The sequence below is a fragment of the uncultured Brachyspira sp. genome, from assembly GCF_944393015.1.
Taxonomy (GTDB): Bacteria; Spirochaetota; Brachyspiria; order Brachyspirales; family Brachyspiraceae; genus Brachyspira.
This window is the reverse complement of the sequence record NZ_CALXYQ010000020.1, coordinates 26760-52687: the sequence shown is the minus strand read 5'-3', so window position 1 is coordinate 52687 and position 25928 is coordinate 26760. Positions and strand designations below refer to the sequence as shown.

The 25928-nt window shown below is 27.0% G+C and carries 28 protein-coding genes and 1 other RNA gene; 14 read left to right on the top strand and 15 right to left on the bottom strand.

Going from position 1 to position 25928, the window contains the following annotated elements; translation table 11 throughout:
* Positions 1-183 precede the first annotated feature (183 nt).
* On the top strand, positions 184-543 hold the full coding sequence (locus tag Q0K19_RS08260; RefSeq protein WP_297247123.1) for a CidA/LrgA family protein: 360 nt from the start codon (positions 184-186) through the stop codon (positions 541-543).
* 469 nt (positions 544-1012) lie between these two features.
* Positions 1013-1723 carry an LrgB family protein gene (locus Q0K19_RS08255; RefSeq protein ID WP_297247121.1) on the top strand — a complete coding sequence of 237 codons (711 nt, stop codon included), beginning with the start codon at positions 1013-1015 and terminating at the stop codon, positions 1721-1723.
* Positions 1724-1725: 2 nt separating this feature from the next.
* Here the strand turns inward: Q0K19_RS08255 and Q0K19_RS08250 are convergent, their stop codons facing one another.
* From Q0K19_RS08250 to Q0K19_RS08235, 4 genes are all read right to left on the bottom strand, one after another.
* On the bottom strand, positions 1726-2139 hold the full coding sequence (locus Q0K19_RS08250; protein ID WP_014488774.1) for a hypothetical protein: 414 nt from the start codon (positions 2137-2139) through the stop codon (positions 1726-1728).
* A 55-nt stretch (positions 2140-2194) separates the two neighbouring features.
* Positions 2195-2425, bottom strand: coding sequence for a hypothetical protein (locus Q0K19_RS08245; RefSeq protein WP_297247117.1), 231 nt, complete (start codon positions 2423-2425; stop codon positions 2195-2197).
* Positions 2426-2563: 138 nt separating this feature from the next.
* Positions 2564-3436, bottom strand: a complete 873-nt coding sequence (rbsK, locus tag Q0K19_RS08240; RefSeq protein ID WP_297247115.1) for a ribokinase — start codon at positions 3434-3436, stop codon at positions 2564-2566.
* 29 nt (positions 3437-3465) lie between these two features.
* Positions 3466-6603, bottom strand: coding sequence for an efflux RND transporter permease subunit (locus Q0K19_RS08235; RefSeq protein WP_297247113.1), 3138 nt, complete (start codon positions 6601-6603; stop codon positions 3466-3468).
* Between the two features lie 422 nt (positions 6604-7025).
* Here Q0K19_RS08235 and Q0K19_RS08230 point away from each other — a divergent pair, with 422 nt between their 5' ends.
* From Q0K19_RS08230 to Q0K19_RS08220, 3 genes are all read left to right on the top strand, one after another.
* Positions 7026-7706 (top strand): hypothetical protein, encoded by a 681-nt coding sequence (locus Q0K19_RS08230; RefSeq protein WP_297247110.1) that lies wholly within the window; start codon positions 7026-7028, stop codon positions 7704-7706.
* Positions 7707-7883: 177 nt separating this feature from the next.
* On the top strand, positions 7884-8390 hold the full coding sequence (locus Q0K19_RS08225; RefSeq protein WP_297247108.1) for a hypothetical protein: 507 nt from the start codon (positions 7884-7886) through the stop codon (positions 8388-8390).
* Between the two features lie 60 nt (positions 8391-8450).
* Complete coding sequence (locus Q0K19_RS08220; RefSeq protein WP_297247106.1) at positions 8451-8879, top strand: hypothetical protein; 429 nt, start codon at positions 8451-8453, stop codon at positions 8877-8879.
* A 104-nt stretch (positions 8880-8983) separates the two neighbouring features.
* On the opposite strand, the gene Q0K19_RS08215 is transcribed toward Q0K19_RS08220, so the two are convergent.
* Complete coding sequence (locus Q0K19_RS08215) at positions 8984-10027, bottom strand: hypothetical protein (RefSeq protein ID WP_297247104.1); 1044 nt, start codon at positions 10025-10027, stop codon at positions 8984-8986.
* Complete coding sequence (locus Q0K19_RS08210; RefSeq protein WP_297247102.1) at positions 10015-10767, bottom strand: pyridoxine kinase; 753 nt, start codon at positions 10765-10767, stop codon at positions 10015-10017. The genes Q0K19_RS08215 and Q0K19_RS08210 overlap by 13 nt, the downstream gene beginning before the upstream one ends.
* 175 nt (positions 10768-10942) lie before the next feature.
* Here Q0K19_RS08210 and Q0K19_RS08205 point away from each other — a divergent pair, with 175 nt between their 5' ends.
* Positions 10943-11641, top strand: a complete 699-nt coding sequence (locus Q0K19_RS08205; protein WP_297247100.1) for a phosphatase PAP2 family protein — start codon at positions 10943-10945, stop codon at positions 11639-11641.
* On the opposite strand, the gene Q0K19_RS08200 is transcribed toward Q0K19_RS08205, so the two are convergent.
* Complete coding sequence (locus Q0K19_RS08200; RefSeq protein WP_297247098.1) at positions 11632-12267, bottom strand: methyltransferase; 636 nt, start codon at positions 12265-12267, stop codon at positions 11632-11634. The genes Q0K19_RS08205 and Q0K19_RS08200 overlap by 10 nt on opposite strands.
* Before the next feature lie 87 nt (positions 12268-12354).
* On the opposite strand from Q0K19_RS08200, the gene Q0K19_RS08195 reads away from it, so the two are divergent.
* Both Q0K19_RS08195 and Q0K19_RS08190 read left to right on the top strand, forming a co-directional pair.
* Complete coding sequence (locus tag Q0K19_RS08195) at positions 12355-12633, top strand: acylphosphatase (RefSeq protein WP_014488785.1); 279 nt, start codon at positions 12355-12357, stop codon at positions 12631-12633.
* A 31-nt stretch (positions 12634-12664) separates the two neighbouring features.
* The gene (locus Q0K19_RS08190; RefSeq protein WP_297247096.1) at positions 12665-14497 is read left to right on the top strand and encodes a LysM peptidoglycan-binding domain-containing protein; all 1833 of its coding nucleotides are present in this window, start codon (positions 12665-12667) and stop codon (positions 14495-14497) included.
* Positions 14498-14613: 116 nt separating this feature from the next.
* Here Q0K19_RS08190 and Q0K19_RS08185 read toward each other — a convergent pair whose 3' ends face one another.
* Entirely contained in the window at positions 14614-15942 is a 1329-nt protein-coding gene (locus Q0K19_RS08185; RefSeq protein WP_297247094.1) for a methyl-accepting chemotaxis protein, read from the bottom strand.
* Between the two features lie 118 nt (positions 15943-16060).
* On the bottom strand, positions 16061-16426 hold the full coding sequence (locus tag Q0K19_RS08180) for a hypothetical protein (RefSeq protein WP_297247092.1): 366 nt from the start codon (positions 16424-16426) through the stop codon (positions 16061-16063).
* A gap of 159 nt (positions 16427-16585) precedes the next feature.
* Here Q0K19_RS08180 and ssrA point away from each other — a divergent pair.
* From ssrA to Q0K19_RS08165, 3 genes are all read left to right on the top strand, one after another.
* Positions 16586-16938, top strand: a transfer-messenger RNA (tmRNA) gene (ssrA, locus tag Q0K19_RS08175).
* A 34-nt stretch (positions 16939-16972) separates the two neighbouring features.
* Positions 16973-17380, top strand: a complete 408-nt coding sequence (locus Q0K19_RS08170) for a hypothetical protein (protein WP_297247090.1) — start codon at positions 16973-16975, stop codon at positions 17378-17380.
* Positions 17381-17466: 86 nt separating this feature from the next.
* The gene (locus Q0K19_RS08165; protein WP_297247088.1) at positions 17467-17991 is read left to right on the top strand and encodes a hypothetical protein; all 525 of its coding nucleotides are present in this window, start codon (positions 17467-17469) and stop codon (positions 17989-17991) included.
* A gap of 89 nt (positions 17992-18080) precedes the next feature.
* On the opposite strand, the gene Q0K19_RS08160 is transcribed toward Q0K19_RS08165, so the two are convergent.
* The 6 genes from Q0K19_RS08160 to Q0K19_RS08135 form a co-directional block, all read right to left on the bottom strand.
* Positions 18081-19667 (bottom strand): 1,4-alpha-glucan branching protein domain-containing protein, encoded by a 1587-nt coding sequence (locus Q0K19_RS08160; protein WP_014488791.1) that lies wholly within the window; start codon positions 19665-19667, stop codon positions 18081-18083.
* Between the two features lie 134 nt (positions 19668-19801).
* Positions 19802-20188, bottom strand: coding sequence for a Fur family transcriptional regulator (locus Q0K19_RS08155; protein WP_014488792.1), 387 nt, complete (start codon positions 20186-20188; stop codon positions 19802-19804).
* Positions 20189-20306: 118 nt separating this feature from the next.
* Positions 20307-20858, bottom strand: a complete 552-nt coding sequence (locus Q0K19_RS08150; RefSeq protein ID WP_297247083.1) for a hypothetical protein — start codon at positions 20856-20858, stop codon at positions 20307-20309.
* A 62-nt stretch (positions 20859-20920) separates the two neighbouring features.
* Complete coding sequence (locus Q0K19_RS08145; protein ID WP_297247081.1) at positions 20921-21595, bottom strand: late competence development ComFB family protein; 675 nt, start codon at positions 21593-21595, stop codon at positions 20921-20923.
* A 313-nt stretch (positions 21596-21908) separates the two neighbouring features.
* Entirely contained in the window at positions 21909-22925 is a 1017-nt protein-coding gene (gene holA, locus Q0K19_RS08140) for a DNA polymerase III subunit delta (RefSeq protein ID WP_297247079.1), read from the bottom strand.
* 47 nt (positions 22926-22972) lie between these two features.
* Entirely contained in the window at positions 22973-23395 is a 423-nt protein-coding gene (locus Q0K19_RS08135; protein WP_297247077.1) for an HIRAN domain-containing protein, read from the bottom strand.
* A gap of 296 nt (positions 23396-23691) precedes the next feature.
* On the opposite strand from Q0K19_RS08135, the gene Q0K19_RS08130 reads away from it, so the two are divergent.
* From Q0K19_RS08130 to Q0K19_RS08120, 3 genes are read left to right on the top strand one after another with little or no spacing between them, the layout of a single operon-like run.
* Positions 23692-24243, top strand: coding sequence for a hypothetical protein (locus Q0K19_RS08130; RefSeq protein WP_297247075.1), 552 nt, complete (start codon positions 23692-23694; stop codon positions 24241-24243).
* Between the two features lie 23 nt (positions 24244-24266).
* Positions 24267-25196: a hypothetical protein gene (locus Q0K19_RS08125; protein ID WP_297247073.1), complete on the top strand. Its 930-nt coding sequence runs from the start codon at positions 24267-24269 to the stop codon at positions 25194-25196.
* A gap of 13 nt (positions 25197-25209) precedes the next feature.
* The gene (locus Q0K19_RS08120; protein WP_297247071.1) at positions 25210-25920 is read left to right on the top strand and encodes a hypothetical protein; all 711 of its coding nucleotides are present in this window, start codon (positions 25210-25212) and stop codon (positions 25918-25920) included.
* Positions 25921-25928: the final 8 nt, after the last annotated feature.

The window sequence follows — 25928 nt, the reverse complement described above, 5'->3', positions numbered from 1 at the left end:
AATTATGATACACCTATGTTATACTTCAAAAAGATAAGGAATACTTAAATGCAATATGTATGGCACCCATGCAAAACACAAATAAATATATTATATTTTATAAACTTTTCTATTGAAAAAGAATAAATTAATATATATAATCTATACCAAAAAAATTAACAAAATATAGATAATGGAATAAAAATGAAACTCATTAAACAATTTGCTGTAATATTTTCTATATACTCAATATCTGATATTCTAAGTAAAACTTTAAAACTGCCTATACCTGGAAATGTAATAGGCATGATGCTTTTATTTATATTATTATTAACAGGAATAGTAAAAGAAAGCCATATAGACGAAGCAAGCGAATTATTAATAGCAAATATGTCATTATTATTCATACCGGGAACTTTGGCTATAATAGATGAATATCAATATGTAAAAGATGAAATTATACCATTTGTAGCAATATGCATATTTATGGCAGTAATTATTATGATAAGCACAGGGTTATCCTCTCAGTTTTTTGAAAAATTATTTTCAAAATTGAGGAAATAATAATAGCATAATCTTAACTATTTAAATACTAAATAGGTACATTTAGAAATATATAATATAAAAATAGTGCCACATTGACAAATGCTTTTGAGTTAATTTATTAAGCCAAACCTTTAGGCGAACCAATTAGGCATTTTACAGTGGGCGAACATAGCAATAATAGCGAGATAATCCGCCGAGTAATGAAATTATTTTGTGACTATTTGGCTTTGTCGAGCATAACAATAAATAAGCGAGACAAAGCCGCCGAGTAATGAAATTACTTGGGACTATTTGGCTTGTCGAGCATAACAACAAAAAAGTGAGCCGAAGCAGCCAGTAACTTCAGTTACTGACTTATAATAGCGAACCAAGTAGGCACCTTCGGTGGGCGAACATAACAATAAACAAGCGAGACAAAGCCGCCGAGTAATGAAATTACTCGGGACTATTTGGCTTTGTCGAACATAACAATAATAAGGACAATATTATGAAAGAATTATTTATACAAAACCCTATTATACCAATAGTGATAACTTTAATAGCATATATAATTTCATATACTATATATGTAAAAACTAAATTTCCTGTTTTGACTCCATTAGTAACAAGCGTAATATTAGTAGGTTTTTCTCTTTATTTTATGCAAGTACCATACAGTGTTTATAATGAAAGCGGCGGTAAATTTATAAATGCTTTAGTAGGACCAGCTACTGTTGTTTTAGCTCTTCCAATATATAGAAATCTTCCTATATTAAAAGCTAATCTAGCCGTAATATTTATAAGTATAGCTATAGGAAGTTCAATAGGAATAATGGGAATATTTATATCTGCTAAATTAATGGGGATATCTGAAGCTTTATTTCCTTCTTTACTTACAAAATCTGTAACAACTGCTATTGCTTTGGATATCACTTCTAATATGGGAGGAATAAGATCTATAACTATTTTATCGGTTATTATATCCGGAGTTACAGGTGCTATTCTTGCCCCTACTGTATGTAAAATATGCAAAATAAAATCATCATTAGCTATAGGACTTGCAATTGGCACATCTTCCCATGCTGTTGGAACTAGCAAAGCTATAGAATTGGGAGAAACAGAAGGTGCTATGTCAGGATTAGCCATAGGTATTGCCGGTGCTTTATCAGTTGTTCTTATACCAATACTATATAAACTTCTTTTGATAATATGGGGATAAAATCATCTTATTCTTGATTCCATTATATCAATTATATCATTATTCTTGAAATATACACTGAATATATTTTCATCATCTCCGCAGTCAACTTTGGAATCTATACTGCCGTCTTCATTGATTTTTATTAGTATTTTATATATCTCCAAATTATCATACCAATTATCATCTACATCTATAAACATAAAATCGCCGTAAGCTGTTTTTAATTGGTCTCTGGAATCTGATAATATAGAAATATGATCTTTTAAATTATTTATAATATCTTCTAATTTCCAAACTTTATGAATACCTATATCAAATAAACTTTCTAATTGTTTACCGAAAATTTTCATAGGTTTAAATACCTTATACAATTTCCAATCATCTTCATTTATATTTGCGGCTTCTACATCTACTAAGTCTTCTACATTTATCATAATCTTCTCCGTCATTTTAGAATGTTTTTTTATAAATAGTTTTTAATTGATTTTCTTATTTATCATATCTTTTATTTATTACATATAATGAAGGTAATGTAATTATTGAAAATATAATTATACTATAAAAAATACCCTCTGCATCTAAATTATATTTTTTATTATAAATCATTTCTGTTTCTTTTCTAAAAGGTGTTGGCTTACTGTCTCCATCAGGACCTTTGCATTCTTTTTCTGAAAACATCACAAGAAGCATAAATGATAATATAAATAAATATTTTTTCATAAATAAAATCTCTTTTAGTTTCACTGCATATAATTTTTAGTATATTAAAAAAAGTTAATATGTCAATACTTGTATAAAATCTAAATAAAATTTATTTACAATATGGAATAATGATTGTTAAAAAAGATAAACAGCAAATTACCACTTTTTATTTATAACTTCCTCATAAGTCGGTATGGAATCTATTGCCCCTTTTCTAGTAACAGTTATATTAGAAACTTTTGTAGCAAAAATTATAGCTTCTTCTATAGATTTATTATCAGCTATCATTCTTACAACCCCACCCAAAAAACTATCACCTGCTGCGGTAGTATCTACAACATCAACTTTATAGGCATCAAAATGTTTTCTTTCTTCTTCATTTATAAAATCGCATCCATTAGCACCCAAAGTAAGTATTATATTTTTAACTCCGCATTCAAATGCATAATCTATACCGCCTATTATATCTATCTCTGTTTCATTAGGTATCAATATATCAACATAGCTTAAAAAATCTCTGCTTAGCTTTACAGCCGGAGAAGGATTGAGTACAACTGTTTTTCCTAGCTTTTTAGCGATATATGCTGCGTATTCAGCTATTTCCAATGGAATTTCAAGCTGCATTACTATAATATCATATAAAGATATTAATTCTTCTTTTATATCATCTTTTGTAATTAAAGCATTAGCCCCTTGTGCTACAATAATATTATTTGCACCATAATTGGTAACAGTAATAACTGCAATACCTGTGGAAACATTATTTTTTATTATTAAATTATCAGTATTAACATTATTAGAAATTAAAGCATCGCATAAATCTTTTCCTAAACTATCATCTCCTACAGCTCCAAGCATGCTTACATCACCGCCTAATTTACCTATAGCACAAGCTTGATTTGCTCCCTTTCCTCCATTTCCTGTATAAAAATTGCTTCCTAATATAGTTTCTCCTTCCTTAGGAAAACGAGGAGCTGTTACTACTAAATCTTTATTTATGCTTCCTATAATTAAAATCTTTTTACTCATACATAAACTCTAATTCATTTAAAAATTCATCATTTTGCATTTACAGTGTTATTTAAAGCGAAATCATTAGCACTTTCTTGATCTTTTTTATCATAATCTTTAAGAGGTATTTTATTTCTTATAGCAGCGTAAATTGTAGGAACTATGATTAATGTAAACATAGTAGAAACTATAAGTCCTCCCAATAATGCTATAGATAAAGGCTTATACATTTCATTTCCGCTTCCCATACCCAAAGTCATAGGGAATATACCTAATATAGTGGTGAGAGTTGTCATAAGTACAGGCCTTAATCTTCTTTTACCGGCAAGCAAAGCAGATTCATCTCCGTTTATATGTTTTTCATGCATAAGCTGATTCATATAATCTATTAATACTATACCATTATTAACTACTATTCCAATTAAAACTATAAAACCTACAGCACTATAAGCATTGAGTGTGGTATTAGTTACAAATAAAGCAATAAGAGAACCGGCAAAGCCGAAAGGTATTGCAAATGCTATTACAAAAGGTGCTATCAAAGATTCAAACTGACTAGCCATAATAGCATAAACTAAAACTAAAGCCAAAACCAAAGCCTGTATTAACTGTACAAATGCTTCATTCATATCCTCATAATCTCCGCTGTAATTTATAGATATGCCGTTTGGTATGAATACATTACTATCTATATTATCTTTTATTTCAGCAATAACCTCGCTTAAAGGTCTTCCATAAACATTAGCAATTACAACTGTAAATCTTTTTCTGTCTTTTCTCTCTATTCTATTCGGACCATAACTTTTTACTATATCCGCTATTGAGGATAATGGTATCAATACACCTTTTACAGGTATACTCACCTTTTTTACATCATCTATTGTAACTTTGTCAATATTTTCTAATTGAACATTAACATCTACATCTGTAAAGTCAGAATTTTCAGGTGTTATTGTAGTAGCTGTTTTTCCTGCAAAACTTGTATTTATTATTCTTGCTACATCATTAACTTTAAGCCCCATTTTAGCAGCTATATCTCTATTAACATATATTTGAAGTTCTCTGTTTGATTCATCAATATCAACCATTGCACCTCTTACACCTTCTATATTTGATATCGCACTTACTATTCTATCTCCAAGCTCTTTTGCCTGAGCAGCATCATCTCCAAGCATCTCTATTCTTATAGCCTCGCCTGTTCCTCCGCTTGGACTTGATCCTAATGCCATAACATTTATTTTTGCAGGATATCTTTGAAGTTTTTCTCTTGTAAGTTCAACATAATCTTCAATAGAACCTTTTCTTCCTTTGCTTTTGGATTTTAATTCTATTCTTATATTAGCACTATTTGCTTCATCTCCTTTTCTTATCCTTGACTGAATCTTTACCAAATCATCTTTAACTATTTCTCTTATATCATTTTCCATAAGTCCAATGAATGACTGTGTCTGTTCATATTTAGTACCTATAGGCATAGTTACACGCACCATATACTGACCTTCATCAGTTTTAGGAAATCCCTCCTTACCAATAAACATAACTCCTAAAAATATTATAACGGATACTAATATAATAGATGGTATCAATACAGTTTTCTTTCTTCTTATTGCAAAATGCAAAATTTTATCATAGATATTGCTCATGTTATCATGTATGTATTTATTACTTAAAGCTTCAAATTTTGAAAAGAGTTTTAATTTTTTATTTGTTATGAGTCTTGCTCCAAACATAGGCACTATTAAAATAGCAACTAATAAAGAAGCTATCATTGACACAGTAACAGTGATGCATAAATCTCTAAAAATCTGACTAACCATACCTTCAATATATAAAAATGGAAGGAATACAGCAATAGTGGTGAAAGTAGAAGCTGAAATGGCAAGCGATACCTTATAAGCTCCATTAATGGCTGATGAATATTTTCCATATCCATGATGTCTGTAATAAAATATATTTTCAAGCACTACAATAGAATTATCAACCATCATACCTATTCCAAGCACAAGCCCTGAAAGTGATATTACATTTAAAGTAACTTTCATAAAATACATAAGCGTAAAAGTTACTATTATAGAAATAGGTATTGATATAGCTATTATCAATACAGTTCTAATATTCCACATATAAATCATAAGAACTATAACAGCAAAAAGTCCTCCCTGCCAAGCAGCCTCAAGAACTCCTTTTATAGACTCATTTATACTATCGGCTGTATTAAACATTATTTCATATTTTACGCCTTGAGGAAAATTATATTCTTCTAATTGCTTTATTACATTTTTTGCTACTTCAGCAGTATTAGCTCCTGACTCTTTGCTTACAGCTATTGATATAGAATTTTCACCATTAATCTTTATTATATTAACATCATCATCATAACCCTGATAAACATCTGCTAAATCCTGTATTTTTACTACAGATGAATTACCTACATTATCTTTTTTTAAAGCAATAATAGTATTTTTTATATCATCAACACTATTTATCTCTCCCATTGTTCTTATTGTATATTTATAAAAACCCTGATCTGCCTGCCCTCCAACCAAATTATTATTATCTCTAGCAAGCACAGAAGCTATTTCATTTATATCAATATTATATGCTTTTAATCTATTTAAATTAACATCTATCTTTATTTCATTTTTTAATCCGCCTAAAACTTCCGCCTGAGCTACACCTTTAGCCTGTTTTATCTGAGGTGCAATCTGATTATCTGCTATATTATATAAAGCTGCCTGATCATTCATACCATAAATGGCAACTTCCATTAATGAAATATCATCTGTGCTAAATTTTCTTATTATAGGTTTTTCAGCATTATCCGGAAGCAAATCTATAACCTGCTCCAATGCCTCTCTTATATCTTCTGAAGCATCATTTAAATCTGTTCCCCAGTTAAATTCTATAGTTACATCTGATGCATTCTCTCTTGATGTTGAAGTGATTTCTTTTATATTATTTACTGTAGCTACAGCACCCTCAATGATTTTTGTAACTGATTTTTCTATCTCTTCAGGACCGGCATTTTTATACCTTGTATAAATGCTTACATAAGGAACTTCAATACTAGGCATAAAATCTATTGATAGTTTTGATAGGCTCACAATACCTAATATAATTATTGATACAATAACCATAAGTATAGTTACTGGTCTTTTTACAACTGTTTCTATTATTGTCTTCATAATCAAACTGTTTTCTTAATATGTATTCTACAATATCTTTTTGATATTATAGCATATTAGACGATAAAATGTAAAAAAAGTTTCAAGCATATACTAATAAATTAAATAATCTATATTAATTAAAGCATTTTTTTATTACATTTCAATGAATATCATCAAATACTTATTCAAATATTATGCCATTATTGATATTTAATACATTATAGCAAGTAAATATCATTTAATAATAAATATTAAAAAATATATAAAATTGTATTGATTTTTTACAATATTCATTTATAATAAAATAAATTTAATAATACATTTAAATTCGTATTTAAATGCGTAAAGGCATGTAATCATATTTTACATTTGCTGCAATCATATAAAATAAACATTAATTAATAATGTTTATATAAAAACAATCAAAAGGAGTTCAAATTATGAACAAAAAAATTTTATCTATTATTTTCACTTTATTTTTAGCAGGGCTTTTATCTGTAAGCTGTTCTAATAAGGACACAACAGGTACAGGCGGAAACAATAACAATGGCGGCGGAAGTACTACACCAACAATTCCAACAGGAAATGGTGATGGTATAAATTCAAGTTATACACAATACAAATTTTTTGCTGGTACAGATGAACCATTAATTTTAACACTTAATGACGGTACTACAAAAAATATAACTACTAAAGAAGATTTTCAAATGAGTGTATCTAAAAATGATCCTAATTTACAAGATGCAAATGCTGGGGGCATATTAATAAAAATGCCTGCATTAAAAGATATAGGATTTTCATCTGATGTTATAAGAATTCCTGCTAAAAATATATCATCAGAAAGCCTTTCTACATACACAATACATACTCTTTATTTCCTTAATGCTGATAAAACTATATGGGTTGAATTAAAAAGTAATGGTACTATTAGTATAAATCGCGAATTACAAATGGATGTTACATTAACAAAAATTACAGCAGAAAAAGATAAAGACCCTGTAACTGAAACTTATAACTTAAAGACAAAAAGTAAAATAGCAAATAGAGATAATATGGAAATGGGTTCAAGCGTACAACCTATAGATATAGGAAATTCTACAATAATAGATCCAAATTATTAAAATAAATAAGACAATGGCTTCCTATTTATAAATAAAAAATATTAAAAAAGGGTTTTACTTTATTATACAGGTAAAACCCTTGATTTTTAGTATCAAAATAAAATTATACTTAATAAAAATGGGTTAATATTATCTTTTAATAATAAATTTACAAATATAAAAAGGATTATAACAATAATGAAAAAAATAAATATACACTTTATTTTTGCTTTATCTTTAATATGTTTATTTTATTTTAATCAAAACTCATATGCTCAATCAAAACAAAATACTATCAGAGTGCCTGAATATGGAACAGGTATAAATAAAAGCTGGAATGACAGATTTTGTGTAGGTTTTGTACAAATAACTAAAAATAGATCCTCTTTAGGTGAAACACAAATGAGAGTTTTAGGTTCTAAAAATACATACAGAGATAATGGAACTTTATTAATAAAACTGCCTTTAGAAGATCTATATATAAACAGTGAAATACAGGCAAAAAATATAGTTGAAATGTCTTCATCAGAATTTTCTGTACATGCAGTAATATATGCAGAAAATAATGATACGCCTATAATATTTAAAACATCAACTTTTAGATATGAAAGATCAGAGCTTTATATAAATGCTTCTCTCACTATAGAAAATGATGTCTATTATATAAAAGGCACATTAAAACATAATCCTAATTTTGGAGAATAAAAAATAATTAATTATTTATAGGAGTTTTTAATAATTAATATTAATATAAGGAGAATACATATGAAAGTAAAATTATTAATAATATTTTTTGCATTAGTATTTATTTCATGTCAAAGCAAAGAAGATACTTGGTTTAAAAATGCTGGAAATAAATTTTATACCAATACAAAAAATCAGTCTATATTATTCATAGCGGATAAAGTATTAGTCGGTGATGAAAAAACAATAATAGATCCTCTAGGTTCATTAATAACTTTGGCTACAACTTATGTTAAAGAAATAAAAAGCAAAAATGAAGCAGTATACACTATGGAGTTTTTTGGAAATCAGGATCTCAATTTCACACTTGAAGGAAATACTCTTAATGCTTTAATAAATGGAGAAGATATAAAATTCTATTATAATGATGAGCTTACTAAAAAATATTATACTAATATAACAGCTATGCAAAAATGGATTGAAGAGTATAATGCTACTAATACCAAATAATTAATTCTTCTATTATTCAATTATTTAACGCTGCAAAAGTATTAAACAAAATTATTATGATACTTTTGCAGTGATTTTTTTATATAATACTTATTTCAATAAAATCATCTAGTAAACATCTTTATAAATCTTTCTCTGTATTTGTAAGTAAGTAATTTTTTATTATATAATTCTGCTAATTTCTTTATTTCTGTATCATCCATTTTTTCTGTATCTACAGCATATATGTAACTGTCTTCTTTAAAACCTTTTATCATTATATTAATATAATTATTAAATTTTTTCTCCAAAAATAATTTGAAGAACATTATAGAACAAGTAAGCATAAGAGAATTGACTATTACATATATAAGTATAAACATATAATAAGGATAAATAAATTCCTTACCGCTTCCCATAAATAAGAATCCGTTTCCAAGCATAATAGCCACTTCAAAAAGCAAATGCCTTCCTTCAAAATTATCCCAATCTTCTGATCTATATTTCAATTCATTATCATAATATACAAGAACCATATTATAACTTTTAGCAAAGCCCTCATATTCAAGTTCATCAGTATCAGCATTTTGAGAAAATGCAAGTCCTGCCTCATATATTATTTCATTTTTTGTATCATCATAAGAAGTTATTATCTTATTATCAAATACCCAATTTATTATTCCATATAATACTATAAATATAACAGCCATTATAATAGAAACAACTATTATAAAATTTGAAGATATCAAAGAATAAAAAGTATTCTTATTTTCAATGCTAAATAAATAGAAAAAGTATATTATATGAGATATATAAAAAATAAATAGAACATGATAACCTCTAGTGAGAAAAGAAGCTATAAGATTTTCTCTTAAAAAAACTCTGTTCAAAGAAAAAAAGTTAGTTATATAAAAAAGTCCTAATATAGACAGTATAAAAGGCACTAAATATATTACTAAATAAAAAAAAGTTTCAATTCTAGAATATCTATTTAATTTATAGAAAAACACACATACAAAATAAAAAGAGCATACAAACTCTATAAGCATTAATACCCTCATAATATATGCAGGTACATTCAAAATCATATATGCACACATTGATATTATAGTTAAAGATGATACAGCAGATACTATAAAGGTAATATTATATTTACTTAATTTTTCCACTTTATTTCTCCTGTTTTTGCTTTATCATAAATAACTCTAATCATCTTATAATCCAAACCCAAGAAAGAAGCATTATTAACCAAATTATACAAAGCACTTGAAAATATAGGCTGAGTGTCTTCTATAATTTTATCAGTATAAGGATATGATGCCATTATCCTTGACAAATTAAAAAGTATTGCTATTAATTTAGATGAAGAAGAAAGCTCATCATTTGTTATAGAATAAGGAATGACACTTTTTGCTGCTATTGCTATGAATATAGGATTAATATGCTCCAAAGTAGATATATTAGATATAGAATGTTCTATCATTTCCCTAGCTTTATCTATGAATTCTTTTTGTTCATATTTATATTCATAGTATATTGGAAGAGATGCTATATAGCTTGTATGCATTATATCTCTTAAAACCAAAAGTATAGAAATATAATTAACTAATTCTTCACTATTTAATTCAAACTTATCATCATTTATTATTCTATCTTCTTCGCCGTTTCCTTTAGTCCAAGATATAGATAATATTTGCTTTATAATATCATTTTCAAATATGGTATATGTATATGATATGTAGTCCAGAAAGGCTTCATTAGTATTTGCTCTTTTTATTATATTGATAATAGATTCTCTTTGCATTTCTATAGTATCATCAGAGCCGGGTATATGAGATAAAAAATTAAAGTTTATGACGTTTTCTATATAATCTATAAACTTTTCATAAGCATTATTTCCTACAAGCACTTTTTAATATCCTAAAAATTAAATTTTCCTTATATGTTTGTACCATTTTCGGAAATTTTAAAAAAATCACTAAATATTTTAAAATGTATATATATTTTCAATATTTCTTTATAATAGTTGATTTATTTATATTTTATGGTATTTTATTATAAATCATTAAATTGGACTTCTTTATATGGAAAATGAACAAAATAATATTAATGATAATAATGATAATAGCCAAAAAAATCATAAAAAAATCAAAAGAAAAAGAATAAAAAAAATTAAAAAAATTCTCAAAAAAAGAAGAAAACAAAAAAGAATAAACTATATAAATAATCTTCCATTGATAAGATTTATGTCCAATATAGACAGCAAATTATTTTTAAAAATATTCAAAGATAATAGAAAAGGTCCTGTAAAAAGCTTAATGAAATTTATGAGCAGAATGGGAGACGGATATATATGGATGATAATTTATTTAATATTTTATATGTTTAGAATAGATTATGCCGCTTTATATTTTTCAAGAGCTGTAACAGGAATTTTTATATGTATATTTTTATTTTTATATATAAAAAGTTTCTTCAGCAGAACACGCCCATATAAAAAGCATGAAAAAATACCTATTATGTATCCGCCGGATAAGCATTCATTTCCATCAGGTCATACTATGGTAGCCTTTTCAGTATCATTCTCTATGGGCAGTTACAGTTTATATTCAGCTTTATTATTTTATCCTATAGCCTCTCTTATAGCATTCAGCCGCGTATATGTAGGTCTGCATTATCCTTTTGATGTGGTATTTGGTATAATATTCGGTACTATAATAGGATTTTTAGCAAATGTAATATTCTTTTATATTACAGGGCTTCCTATAATAGGTCATTTATGATTCTTTTTATTAGATTTCATACTTTTAAGAATTTCTCTATTTTCTTTTTTTAATTTTTTCTTCAATTTATTTGAGTCAATCATATTTCTCTTTTCAGATATAAAAATATAATATCCATTTTTTTCTTTTACTTTTACTCCTCCAAATACAGATGAAAGTTTATTTTTATACCAATCAAGCCTTTTAGTTACCATTATAAATTTACCATTTAATGTTAATTTATAAAATCCTGATTCTATAAAATGCTTTGCCACAGAAAAATCCGTATGATAAGGAGGATTTGAAAGTATCATAGAAAAATCTTTATCAATTATATTTTTAAGTCCGTCGCTTTGTATAATATTAATATTTTCCACATTATTTAGAATAGCATTATGTTTTGACATTTCCACAGCTTCAGTATCTATATCACACATAACTACTTTATCTTCTCCTATTATTTTTGCAGCTAATATGCCTACAAAACCGTATCCGCAGCCTAAATCTAGGATTTTACTTTCATTTTCAAAATTCACCTCATCAATCATAGATAATGTTCCTATATCTATATTTCTAGGTGAAAAGAGTTTATCACTTGAATTAAATTTTAAATCGATATTTTTTATAGTAATTTCTATATTATACATTTAAAGTATTTTATAATCGTTTATATAAATTGTCAATTTTTATTTATTGATATAAATTCCATAAAATATATTTCCGATAATTTATATATGTTTAAAGTAGATATTATATTAAAAGGAAGAGTTCAAGGCGTAGGCTTCAGATACTATGCTAAACAGGTGGCCGATGAAATGAAAATCGGCGGAAAAGTGTGGAATAATTATGACGGTTCCGTGGAAGTAATAGGATATTTACAAACTAAAAATGATATTGATGAGTTTGTAGAAAAAATAAAGATAGGACCTCAAATGTCAAGCGTTAAAGAGGTAACTGTTACGGTTACACCTTCAGACCCTCTTGTAGATGAAGTTTTTGAAATAGCAAATTAAAGCCTTTAGATTGAACTGAAAAATAATAATTATGAAAAATATTTTTAAATATGCATCCATTATAGGATGCACCTTTGCCTCGCTTAATTTCGCGGCTGATTATATAGATTATAAAGTAAAAAACGGAGATACTTTATTTGGAATAGCATTCGCTCATGATATGAGTGCAAGCGAATTTTTAAAAATTAATAATATAAAAGATCCGGATAAATATAATCTTAAAGTAGGAGAAGTTTTAAAAGTAAAAGAGAAAGGCTATACTCTTGTATATGATACTGATAATAAAGTTTTCGGCTTGAAAGGAGAAGAAGGAGACTCATATAAAGATTATAAAGTAAAAAATGGAGATACTTTATTCGGTATAGCATTCGCTCATGGAATGACTGCTAATGAATTTCTAGCTATAAATAATATTAAAGATGCCAATAAATATAATCTTAGAGTGGGACAAACTCTTAAAGTGGCAAATAATCAAAAAGAAAGTAATTCGCCTTCAAATAATATAATAAATAACAGCAATAATAATGATAATAATACAGAAAGTTATGATACTTATAAAGTACAAAGCGGTGATACTTTATACGGAATAGCTTTCTCTCATGGCATGACAGCAAGCGAATTTTTGAAAATCAATAATATAGATGATCCTGATAAATATAAACTATATGTAGGTAAAACTATGTATGTTAAATCATCTAAAAAAGAGAATAATTTAAACACTAATAATGAAAAAGATACAGGAAAAGAAATTGAATATTATACTGTAAAAAGCGGAGACACTTTATACGGAATAGCATTTCAAAATGATATTAGTGTAAACGATTTTCTAAAAATTAATAATATAGATGATCCTCTAAAATACAAATTAAGAACAGGCGAAAAATTAAAAATATATGCAAGAGCAAATGCCTCTAACGCACAAAGCAAAACTATAAAAACATATAAAGTAAAAAATGGAGATACACTTGGAGAGATAGCATTAAAGAATTCTATGTCTTTAAAAGATTTGCTTCAATTAAATAATCTCAAAAATAATTATGTACTTAAAGTTGGGGACACTTTAAAAATATATGATAATATTAGTATAGGAAGTTCTTCACAGACAACCGCATATAGAACTTTAGAAAATTATAAAGTTAAAAGCGGAGATACTTTAAGCGAAATAGCTTTGGCAAGAGGAATGGATTTAGTAGAATTATATTCTATAAATAATATAAATGATAAATATATTTTGAAGGTTGGAGATACTCTTAAAGTATATGCTAATCCTAAAAAAACAACCACTTTAGTAATATCAAATTATAAAGTACAAAGCGGTGATAGTTTATATTCAATAGCTAAAAAGCATAAAATGGATTTAAGAGGTTTAATGCAGCTTAATAATATAAAAAATGCCAATGAATATAAATTATATGTTGGTGCTAATCTAAAAGTAAAAACAGCTAAAATGGTTCCATATTCTTTTAATGATGATTCTATATTGCCTGAAAGTTCTTTTATATGGCCTTATAAAGGTATAATAATTTCAGGATATGGAGTAGCTTCTGACAAACTCGCAAACAGAGGCGTTAATATATTAGGAGATGTTGGAGATAAAGTTGTAGCTTCCGATGATGGAATAGTAGAATATGCTGATAATATAAGAGGATTCGGTACTGTTATAATACTTAAACATAAAAACGGATATAATACTTCTTATGCTCATCTTTCTAAGATAAATGTTAAGCTTGGAGATATAGTAAAAAAAGGAGATTATATAGGAGATATAGGTGATACAGGTATGATAGACAGAAGCGAATTATACTTTAAAATTTCTTATCAAGGAAGAGCAGTGGATCCTGTTAAACTTCTTCCTAAAAGTTAAAGAAAATTATTCCTACAAAAATAGAATTTTATATAATAAAAAAATAGTAAAACAATAAATATTAAATTGTTTTACTATTTTTCTATTTACTCTCAATTAATTTTATTTATTTCATTTTACTTACCATGACCAAATTTAAAGAATGACAATTCTCTTACTATATCTTCAGCCATTTTTGAAGTTTTAGCACTAGCTTCAGAGGCTTGTTTTGAAAGCTCTTCATTTTTGATCATTATTTCATTAATAACTCCTATATCATTATTAATATTATTTATACGTTCTATCTCTTCATTTGAAGAAGCTGATATCTCCAAAAGTATAGATGAAGTTTCAACAGAACTTTTTGCTATATGATCTAAAGTCTTAGAAGTTCTTGAAACTGAAATGCTTCCATTATCTATTTTAGTTACAGCATTTTCAACTATAACAGTAATGTCTTTTGTAGCCTGTGAAACAGTAGTAGCCAATTTTCTTATTTCGCTTGCAACAACAGCAAAACCTCTGCCTTGCTCTCCTTCCCTTGCTGCTTCTACTGCGGCATTAAGAGCAAGTATATTTGTCTGTGAAGCTATTGCCTGTATAGTTTCTATAATATGAGAAATTTGATTACTTGCCTCTGTTATCTCATTCATATTATCTTTTATTTCGCCGATCATCTTAACACCGACTTTAGTGTTCTCAAAAGATTCATCACTCATAGTCTTTGCAGAGTAAGTTTTTTTAGAAGCATACTCTATGGATGAAGATATTGCATTTATAGCATCTATTAAATTATTTAAAGACACACTCTGTTCATTAGCCTTGTTGGATAATTCCATACTTACATTAGCTATAGCCTCTCCATTTTTATTAACCTCTTCAACTCCTGTTTTTATCTTATACATAGTCTTTCCAATATTTCTCTGCATCTTTTCCATAACACTAGAAAGTCTTCTTGCACTGCTGTCCATTAATTTATGCTCTTTAATTCTTGAAGCAAAATCTCCATTAGCCATACTCTCTAAACTCACTATAACATCATCTAATCTATCAGAAATAGGTATCAAAGATATAGAAACAATTATAAGCTCGCCAATTATAAATAATATTCCAAAAGCAATTAAGAATAATATTAAATATCTAGTTAAATTAAAATAATATGAAGCATCGCCCTTAATTGCTATATACCAAGGAGCATTATTAACTTTTCTTACTGTATACCAATAATTATCTTTTATATATATTCCAGAGTCTTGGATATTATTTTTATATGATGAAAATAAATTATCATTAAAAACAAGCATCTTAGGATTCATAAGATATTCATTATTTTCATGAGTTATATATAATCCGTCTTCAGTAACTACATTTATAGAATCTATAAAATCCTTATTAGCATTTCTAACAACGGTATTCATATTATCAAAATCAATACCAAAATATCCGGCTAATCTATTATTAATCATTATCTTATTAATAAATGTTATAACTAAACTACCTGAATTAAAATCAATATAAGGAGCTGTTATATATAAACTATTCTGACTTTTTGAAGCATTTATATACCATTCTCTTGCAGTTTGATCATAAATTGCTGGGATATGTTATTCTTGAACTTATAAACGTACCGCCTCTGCTATAAGGTACTGTATCGCAGTAAAACACATCAAAATAATTACCGAATTTTTTTACATTAGTAATACTTTGTGCTATATTTTGAGTATTGATGCCTATTTCGGCATAAGAACTTAAAAATGTTAGAGAGTTTACAATATCATCAACTCGGCTTTCTATCTCACTTTTGGCTAATTCTACGTTTAATGATATTCTATTAAAATAGAACTCTTTATTTAAAGGAATAAATATTGAAAGTAAAATAACGGCTATTATTGATATAAAAATGATGTATGGAATTGTAAAACTTAATATGAGTCTAATTCTATTTTTCATAATCATTCCCAATATAGGTTTTAAAATATGATATAGAATTTAGCGAAAAAATTCAAGATAAAAATATCTAAAAAAGATATTGTTTTGATTTTTAATATAATTTAAATATTGACAATTTTTTTATAAATGTTAATATAAATTAACATTTGTTCTTTGAAAGGGGATGCTCCGGCTTCGACTGCGATGGTTGGAACATATTTTGCATAGTCGTGCTAGGTGTATGCACGTTAATATCATACCGAAAAATAAGTGCAGACGAATATGCACTCGCAGCTTAATTGAAGTTGCCGCTGATTAAGTGATTTGTCTATGGGTTACTTTTTCGGTGCCAAAACACATAGAACTTGTATTAGGTGCCGTATGAGCCTAATATTACGTACACTCATGCTAGTCTTATAGTTTTTCTGCTTGTCTTCTACCTATAAGGCGAAACCTTCAAAGATAAGATATGCTATGTAGACGAATATGGTACGCTTCGTAGGACGCGGGTTCGAGTCCCGCCATCTCCAATTTTTTCTTGTACCGCTATTTAAGAGATTTTCAATTATGAAAATAGATTTTAATCTTATCAAAGATATTTTTGAGTTTATAGATAATAGTTCTTCTTATCAAATAATCGGAAGCAGTTTAGCAAAACAATTTGATGTATACAATGAAAATAAAATACTTGAAAATGAATTATATGAATCAAATCAAGAAACAGAAAAAGATTATCAAAATAAAAGAATTAATTTTATAAATCATATACAAGTTTTATATGATAATAAATGTTTGGGAATACCTTATTATCCTGTAAGTATTGAAGATTTATCAGATGCCTATATAAGAATAATGCCTAATGGGTATGAATTATTATACATATTAAATAATTATAATCTTGAAGAAGAAATAAATAAAAATATACCAATATCAATCATAATTAAAAAATATCAAAATGAAATATTAAAAAAATAAAACTATTAGTATATTTCTGTAATATTGATTATTTTTACATAAGTGATATTATTTAAATAAAGTTTCTTAATTATATGGTTTTCACAATGAAAAATATTTCAAAAATTACATTAATAATATTATTTATCTTATCCTCAACTATTTTAGCTCAATGGGAGGTTAATATTGATAATGACTTAATGTTTATAATGAATTTTGATAAAGAAAATGAATCTGTATTGGCTATTGGTGTAGATACTTCTATTGTTGATGATATTCTATCAGTATATGATGATAGTCAAATTGCAGCAATAGTATTTTATAGTGATAAAATAATACCTAATGATAATTTATATTTACGCATAAAGAAAAAATCTAATAATTATATTACTTACTCTATTTCTGAGGAGGATATAATTGAAAATGATGAATCAATATATATTGGTATAGGAATAAAAACTGAAAATGGTATCAGAGCGAATAATCTGATAAATATACTGCTTGATTCATCAGAGCTTGAATTGTATAGAGATGATGAATTATTAGGATATTTTAACTTAAAAGATTTAAAAGATGTATTAAAGGAAAATCTCGGTAATACAGAGTGGTATAATCAAAAAATAAAAAATTGAATTAATATTTTAAACAATATAAAAAAGAGTATGCATATTAAATATACATACTCTTTTATTTTTAATTACTTTCACTTAAACAGAATAATTTAACTGTATATTCTGAAATCCATTTCTGGGAATATATCATCACGCCATTCTATTTTGCTTAGCCATTCTTCGTTTAAATCTCTGTTTTTAATAGCATAATAAAGATCAGTAAATCTCTTTATATATAATTTTGTAGTATTAACAGCATAATCAACCATAGTACCAGTATGCATAATGAAAGCCCAGTCACTGCTTTGAGCAAGAAGCAATTCACGTGCTGCCTGATTCAATGCTCTTTCATAAAGACCTGTTTCATTATAGTAGTCATGAGCCAATTCAATCATTCTTTCAGCAGCTTTATGCAAGTGTCTGTATATCCAACCATTAGTACCATTAAGCCATACTTCTCCGTATCCATTAGCACCCCAGCTTGACATTGAAGGCATTGATATTTGGTTTACAGGATGTCTTTCCAAATATTCTTTAGGTGTAATAGTTTCTATTGTATTTTGATCATAATGAATCTTTCTCATTAAGAATTCTATAAACATAGGACCTTCATACCACCAGTGTCCGAATAATTCAGCATCATAAGGAGATACTACTATAGGAGGTCTGTCCATAACAGAATCTAAATATTCAATTTGTTTTTCTCTATTGAACATAAAGTTTCCAGCATGATCTCCTGCAGCTTCCATAGCCCATTCAGGATTATAAGGTTCTTTAGCACAGTCTTTACCTGTGATTCTATAATATTTTATTCCTGTATTCTTTCTAAGTCCATTGCTTTGTATGAAATCCTTAATATATTCGAAAGGCAAATCATAACCTATATCTCTATAGAATTCTCTGTATCTGAAATCGCCTGGATAACCTACTTCGGCACTCCATACGCTTCTTGAACTCTCTATATCTCTTCCAAAAGCTGCAACCCTGCTCTCTCTAGAACAGTATAAAGGAGCATAAACACCATATTTAGGTACTTTATCAGCATACATTATACCATGAGTATCAACAAAGAAGTATTTAATACCATTATTGGCAAGATGCTTTTCAAGTCCTGGAAAGAAACCGCATTCACCAAGCCATATTCCTGTAGGCTTTCTTCCCAAATGTTTTTCATGGGTTTTTACAGCCATTTTTAATTGAGCTTCTATTGCCTTAGGATATTCCTGCATAAATGGGAAGAATCCATGTGTAGCACCGCAAGTAATTATCTCTAAATTACCTCTTTCTAAAAAGTATCTGAATCCATTCAATAAGTTTTTATTATACTTATAAACAAATATATCTCTTATCTTTTTAAACTTATCTCTGTAAAATTCAGCTGTATGATGAAAGTTAGGATCTAATGAAGTTCTCTCACATTCCAATTCCGACAATTTTATTAATTTCTCTATATATTTAACATATCTATTTTGAAGCAATTCATTAGCTAGCATATTCATAAGAGGCGGAGTTACACTCATAGTTATCTTAAAGTTTACTCCATCATTAACCATTCGGTCATAAGCATCTAATAGAGGGATATACGTTTCAGTTATGGCCTCATATAACCATTCTTCCTCCAAAAAATTTTCATGTTCAGGGTGTCTCACATAAGGCAAGTGAGCATGCAGCACTAAAGCCAAATAGCCTTTTGACATAATTATTCCTTAAATTTAAAATGTTATATAAATAGTATATAAAATATAAATATTAAAATCAAGACTTTCAATATACTTATTATTAAAAAATAAAAACCATTAATAAATTTATGCTAAGAATATGCACATATATATCATAAATCTTTACAATTTTTACAGATACCAGTGAATACAATATCATGTTTGAATATTTCTACATCATATTCTTTTGAAACTAATTCATCTAGTTTCTTCTGATATTCCATAGGTATATCTGATAATTTTTTGCATTTACTGCATTGAAAATGATAATGATCATTTGTTATATGATCAAAACGAACAGCATCATCTATTATAGATAATTTCTGTATCTCTTTAGTTTCTGACAGTAAATTCAAATTTCTGTATACTGTGCCCAAACTTATAGATGGGAAGTTTGGTTTTATATGATTGTAAACTTCTTCTGAAGTAGGATGATTTTTTAGCTCTCTTACAGCATTTAAAATAACTTGTTTTTGTATTGTATTTCTTGTATTATTCATAACCCTAATTTCCTTGCTAAAGCAATTAATAATTAATCTTATTTAGTAATATTATATCAAGTAAATTATTTGTCAAGAAAAAAATCATATTTTATACAAATAACACAGAAAAAAATCATTACAATACTAATAAGTTAACATAATCTATAGATAAATTACTAGTGTTTGATACATAAGTCTTTGTTATTACTATTTTGTAGCTATCAGTTTTATGAGTATAGATTTCAGCCAAAAGATTGCCTTCTTCATCATCTAAAGACTGTTTTTCTAATTGAGTATTATTAGAGGATAAACTCTCAAAAACATTTTCAAATAAATTTTCAACATTATCATAACTATTAACTGTTATTTGAGATATAGAATCGCTTCCTGTAAATACAATTAACTCAGCATCATCTTCTCTAATTTTAATATCTTTTTTTAAAATATTATTAGGTATAAAAGCTCTCTCTATATCGAACATTTCTGAAAGACTTTCAAAGGAATCTTTAAAAGAAATAGAAGCCAGCGACTTAATATCATTATTACTATAGGCTATCAAATTATAATAAGTAAATGGATTTTTTATATTAACAACTTCATAAGAATTCATATTTTTATGAATTATATTTGCTATAACTATAAAAATAACTAAAAAACATGCAAATACTATAAATCTAATTACTCTCATCAACTTCTCTTCAATTTTTAAACAAACAGCCTATATATTTGACAGCAGTAAATATATTATAGTCAGCTAGGTATATTATGATTTTCTATAAGTAGTATATCATTAACCTCTTCTATAGAGAATAGAGGCATATCTCCAGCATTATAGTATGAAGGCTTTAATTTAAATGTTAATACGCTTTCATATTGCATGAATTTTTCTGATTCTACAACTATATCAAGCTTAACTTCAACTTCTGTATTAGAATCTGCTTTTTTAGGCATAAAGCAGAACATAAATTTACCAGGAACATTACTTGATACTATAGCAGGATTAGGGAAATTAACTCCATAACCTTCCAATATCTTTCCATCTGAGAATATATAAACTAAAGCATTTTCTATTCTTTCAAAATTATTAGAAGCTGTAATATTACCCATTATACTAGGATAAGTCAAATAATATCCGCTCTCATCAATAGAAGGAACTGACTCCAACAATGTATTTTCTTTTCTTCTAGTAACTATTTCGCAAGCATCTGCTATGATACTTAATATTTCAGTATTGCTTTGTATAGGGTCTTTATTATAACTATGAAGAACTCCTCTTGCACTTGTAACATACTGAGGCTGAACCCTATTTAATGTATAGGCTATTATATCCATACGCATATTAGTGTTAACGGGAATATTTTTTTCTCTTAAGTATGAATCTGCTAGTTTTGAAACTTTCTGTTCCATAAGGTTTACTAAATACATAGAAAAAACTCCTCCTAATTAATATATATTATACAAAATAAACTGCTATTTGTCAAAGCAAATTCTCTTAATATGAAATAAATTTATGAATTGTAATATAAAAGTTGTTTTATTTATCTAATTTTTGTATTAAAATATATTTTTATAAAGAAATTGCTAAAAAATTAAATATAAAATGTCTTCTTTATTTGAATATATAAGTGTTTGTATGTATAAACAATAATGCCAAAATATAAAAAATATATTTTTTAATAATTAATAATACAAAATTTCATCATTAATTTTTTATTATAAAATAAAATGCATTATAAATTCACTTTGTTATTGTAAACAGGAATAATTCAAAATGAGCTTTGAATATATTAACAGGTGTTGTAACACTTAAAGTGTTTAAATATGATATTTTTGATATTATATTAACTACCTCTTCTAATGAAAATAATTTCAATGAAGTTTTTTTCTTTTTTAAGATAAATTCTGGTATTTTTGTTAATTTACTTATTTCGCCTAATGTAGTTTGAGGAGGAAATATTTTCATATAATAGATAGCTAAGAAATTATTCATCATCAAAGTTAAAGAACTTGAAGCGTCTTGATCTAATCTATGCATTATACTAAAGCATTTTTTTCTATCCCTTTCGAAAACAGCATCTAAAAAATCAAATATATTCCTATTTTTAGATACATAAGTAAAATCTGCAATATCTTCAACATTAAGATATTCTTTATCATTATAGCTGCATATTTTAGCAAGTTCCGAATAAAGCGAATCATAATCCAAATTTATATTATTAATAAGATATTCTATAGCTTCAGAAGATATTTTTTTGCCTTGTTTGATAATATAAGCATTTATCAGTCCTCTAAAATCTTTTTCATCAGGAAGCGGAAAATCTATAAAATATATATTATTAGCATCTTTCTTTTTTGAAAAATATTTGTATATCGGATCTTCTTCTAATGCACTTTCTGTTTCAAGTATAACAATAGAAGTTTTTGAAGGATTTGAACAATAATCTAAAAAATCTTCCTGAAAGTTATTATATTTATAAATTACTATTAGTCTTAATTTAGAACCGAATGGAGGAGTATCAGCTACCTCTAAAGGCATAAAACCTACAGCATCATTTTTATCATAAAATACACTGTAATTCATCTCGCTATCCCCTTCATCAGGGAACATACTTGAATGCATAGCTGCTATGAATGCCTTTTTAAAAAGTCTTTCTTTACCTGTTAGTACATAAATACAGTGTTTAAATGGTTCTTTTATATAATTATCTTTAACTTTTTGAAATTCAATCTCTGTTTTTACTGAAACTTTATTCATAATAAATATATAATATCATATATTTTTTTTATATGCAATATAATAGATCACATAGCTTTTTTCTTTTTATTAGCTATATCTATAAATACTCTTATTTCTATTTTACATTCATCTATAGCATCTAATTTCACATTCTTTATTCTTGCATATACTCTGTTTCTTTTATCTTCAAGTTTATATGATATTAAAGGTGAAATAACACTTGGAACATAACCTAATCTGAAATCAAAACTTCTGTCATAAATGGCTATGGCAAATCTGTCATAAGGATTTGTTATATCACGAAGTAAATTTATAGGCTCATTTTTAAGTAATAAATCTATAACATCTTTTCCATTATTATATTTATATCCTGCAACAAAAAAATCTATATAGTATTTTTTTGTTTTGTAATTTCTATTTATAATGATTCTTTTGAAACTCTCTTCATGATTAATTAGACAAGTGATATGTTCTGTATTTTTATCCATAAGACAAAAGATTTACCTTAATTTCTTTAATGCGTATTTAAGAATTTTACTTCAATTCAAATTTTCTGTCAAGCATTATATAATACAATTAATAAAAATATTCATAATACATATTTTTCATATTAACATATTATAAAAAACGAATAAAAATACAGTCAAAAATTATTTTTGATGATTTATGATATTAATTTTAATGTATATATATCCGAGTCTATATAAGTGCATTTATTTTAGTTGTTTTTATAAATAAAAATTATATAATTAAATTATAATTTTTATTTTTAGGAGAACATATAATGAAATTTTATAGATATGCTTTAATGATTTTTATTTTAATAGCATCATTTTCATGCAAAAAAACAACTCTTACTGTAACATCTCCAGGTCCTGATTTCTTTTTGGGAAAAATGCAAAATGGAAATTGGGGAGGTGTTAAAGTAGATGGCGATAAATTAACAATTGACGGAAAAGGCGATTATACATTTGAAAATCCTATATTAGGCGTAGGCGGAGTATATAATGATGGTAAAGGAGGATATCTTATAACAGTACCTGCTGGAGATAATTTAGGAACTGTAGAAGTTACAGAAAAAGGTAAAGAAGCAGTTGATGAAATATTGGGTATAGTAGGAGATGAAAATGCATTGGGAGCTATTAATGGAATAATTAATAGTAAAGATCCTAATAATATTAATGTTGATGAAATAGTTAGCAATGCAGATGTTACAGAAGAAGAAAAAAAGAGAATAGAAGAGATAGTTAGCGGATTAAACGGCGGAAATCATTTTAAAAATCCTGAAACTATAGGTCCTAATGGTCCTAATAAATCTAGTATTTCTAATCCATAATAAAATATAATTAAGGTTAAAATATGAAAAAAATCCTTACAGCTATTATAGTATTTAATATATCATTTATTAATCTATATGCCAATGGTATACCATTATCCACACAATCGGATACAAATACTTATAGCTGGATTAAAGGCAGGCAAAGAATAAGTGTAAATCTCAATCCTGGATATGTAGCATTATTTCCGCCTATGATTAGTACAATATTAGATAATTATGAAACATTTATAGGATTAGCAGATTTAAATTTTAGTAAATACGAAAAATACATTAATGCTGTAAATTTCAAGGGCAGTTTTTGGTATGTACCAACAATATCATATACATTACTGCTTCATCCAAGAATAGGTGTAGAAGTTGGAGTTGGTGTTCAAGCTATGTCGCTTAGTTTTACTGTACCAAAAGATAAAGCCGGAGCATTAATTGATTCTACTGTTAATACAGGAAATTTGGGAAATATAGGCGGATTGATAGCATCTGATACAACATTAAAAACATCATTAATATTTGTTCCTGTAACTTTCGGCGTAACATTTTTTGGAGGAAAAAACAGAGAGGTTCTTAATACTTTTAGATTTGGTGTAGAAGCATTGATATCAGATGTAGAAACAGAAAATGGCGTAACAGGATTAAAAACTAAAAGACATACTGTTGATACAGGAATGTATATCTCTTATGAACTTGGTTGGAGTATAGAATTGTTCCCTACTAAAGAATGGCCTGTAAAACCTTATATAGATATATCAATATTTGAAATAGGATATTATGTTCGTTCAGGATTTCCTGGAGTGTATGAAGATATTAGAGAAGGTATCAATTTCTTTGGCGGAGGATTAATAGATTTAAGTGCCAATGTGCCTGCTTGGAGTTCTTTCCCTTCTTGGGCTAACTATGTTTCTGCAATAAAATTTTCTCTATTCCCTAGAATAGGTTTCAGTTTAAGGTTTTAGTGAGGTATAAATAATGAGAAAGAACATATTAATAATTTTATTTTTATTTATACTTGCTAATATTACATTCGCTGATGATATTTCAAATATAGTAATTGAAAAAAATAAAAATAATATAACAAATGAAACTGCATTAAACTCTCATAGGAATTCTATAGGTATAAACTTTGGGTCTACAATCTTTTATATGCTAGTAGCACCTTCCGTTGTTAATATTCTAAGGCCTTCAAATAACAGCCAAAATTTAAAACTTCAAGGCACTTTCGGATTAGATCTTACATATACTTTCAGGCTAGTAGAAAAAATAGATATTAATGTAGATGCCGGATTTTATTCTATGAAAACATATTATAATAATTCTAAAGCTGAATATAATGGAAATGTATATGGTCTTGGATTTTCTATAGGAGGAAGGTTTTATTTTAATGGCAAAGACAGAGCTTCAGGTTTTTTCTTAATGCCTAAAATAGGAACAACATTATTTATAACTCAAGGAAAAGAATTACAAAAGAGCACATTAACATATTTTAATAGAAATACTAATATATGGGATTTTTATATTTCAGGAGAGATGGGATTTAGAATAGATATTTCAAGAGGATTAGGAGTTAACAGCGGAGTTCGTCCTTTCTTTGATATATCCATACTTGACATAGGTTTTTCGTATAGAAGTTTGATAAGAATTGTTCCGCTGCCAAGATTTGCTATAGGCATATTATTTTGATGTTTTTA